General features: G+C 61.5%; 2 protein-coding genes and 1 pseudogene. 1 reads left to right on the top strand and 2 read right to left on the bottom strand.

Going from position 1 to position 1,491, the window contains the following annotated elements; all coding sequences use genetic code 11:
- Positions 1-374 (top strand): annotated as a pseudogene (locus PA598K_RS36215) (DUF309 domain-containing protein); the annotation flags it as partial.
- A gap of 1 nt (position 375) precedes the next feature.
- Here PA598K_RS36215 and PA598K_RS15055 read toward each other — a convergent pair.
- On the bottom strand, positions 376-975 hold the full coding sequence (locus PA598K_RS15055; RefSeq protein WP_128657759.1) for a beta-class carbonic anhydrase: 600 nt from the start codon (positions 973-975) through the stop codon (positions 376-378).
- Positions 976-986: 11 nt separating this feature from the next.
- Complete coding sequence (locus PA598K_RS15050) at positions 987-1,304, bottom strand: iron-sulfur cluster biosynthesis family protein (RefSeq protein ID WP_128657758.1); 318 nt, start codon at positions 1,302-1,304, stop codon at positions 987-989.
- Between the last annotated feature and the right edge of the window lie 187 nt (positions 1,305-1,491).

Genomic DNA, 1,491 nt, shown 5'->3' with positions numbered 1-1,491 from the left:
CCCACAGAGGCGCGCGCCTGCTGCTGGAGCAGGCGCTGGAGCGTCTGACGGCGCCGGAGCTGCGCGAGCTCGGGCTCGATGGCCGTGCGTTGATCCGTTTGCTGCAGCAGCGCCTCGCTCTCCTGAACGACCCGCAGCACTCTGCCGCCTACGCCGACTACGATCTGCCGTTCGCCGACCCCGACCTGCTGGCGATGTGTCAGGAGCGGGCTGCAGCGGCCGGAGTGCGCTGGGGCGACGCGAGCCGGATGGACGACGCGCAGCTCATCCATCGCCATACGCTGCGAGATCGCAGCGGCGTCATCGCAGCCCGTCAGACTGCGCTGGCCAGACGTCGCCAGCGTCGCGCAGGGCGAGGGGAGCGGGCTGACTGACTCAGCTCTCTAACCCTCCGCTCAGCCGCGCCTGCTCGTAGCCGTCGACTACGAGATCAAGCTTACCGGTCTGCGGATCGATGATGAGGCCGTGGATGGCGACATCGGCGGGCTTGAGCGGGTGATTGCGGACGATCCGCACGCTGTTCTCGACGCTGTCGCGCACCGAGTCGAAGCCGGTCAGCCAGCGCCGCAGATCGATGCCCGAGTGCATCAGCGTCTCGAGCGTCTGCTCGCCGATGCCGCGATCGCGCATATGATCCATGACGACCTCGGGATCGAGGCCGATCATGCCGCATTCGTGATGGCCGACTATGAACACCTCATCAGCGCCCAGCTCATACACAGAGACGAGGATGCTGCGCACGATATTGCCGAACGGCTGCGTCACGAGCCCGCCGGCATTTTTGATGATCTTGGCGTCGCCTCCCTGCAGGTTCATCGCCTTGGGCAGCATCTCGCTTAATCTGGCGTCCATACAGGTGACGATGACCATCCGTCTGGCCGGATAGCGGCTATATTGGTATTGCTCATACGTGCGCTGCGCCACGAACCCCTCGTTATAGGCCATGATCGTTTTCAGATTATTCTCCGATTCCATGAATCTCTCCTTTACCCCCTGATCAATTGCAGCTGATTGGTGTAGATCTGACTGTCGCTCTTCAGGACGAACTGGCCGCGTGCGGGATCATAATCCACTTGGAGCTCAGGCTCGAAGAACACCTCGAAGCGTGGCTCGTGCAGGAAGGGCAGCGGGTCTCCCTCGCCCGGAATGTCGTGCTCGCCAGGCTCGTCCAGCAGTTGCAGCGCCGGTACGCCGCTGACGACGCAGCCGCAGCCCTCGGTATCGTAGAGCAGCTTGAGCCGCTTGCCCGCGTCCAACTCAGGCTGGAGCTTGGCCGCTGCGGAGGCTGTGAACTGTATGCGCATTTCGTTTTTCCCCCTTCATGTTTGCTTAGTTGATTATATAGATCACAATCGGTATCATCAAGAGAGGAAATCTATGGATAAAGGTGGTAATGGGATATGACCGTTGAGAATAGCCGTACGCGGTTCCGCGAGCTGGACCGCACGATCAAGAGCTATAGCGAGGCGCTGGGCGTCCTCTATTGGGATC

The sequence above is a fragment of the Paenibacillus sp. 598K genome, assembly GCF_003851045.1.
Lineage (GTDB): Bacteria > Bacillota > Bacilli > Paenibacillales > Paenibacillaceae > Paenibacillus_D.
Note: the sequence above shows the minus strand (reverse complement) of the source record. Positions and strands in the feature narration are given on the sequence as shown.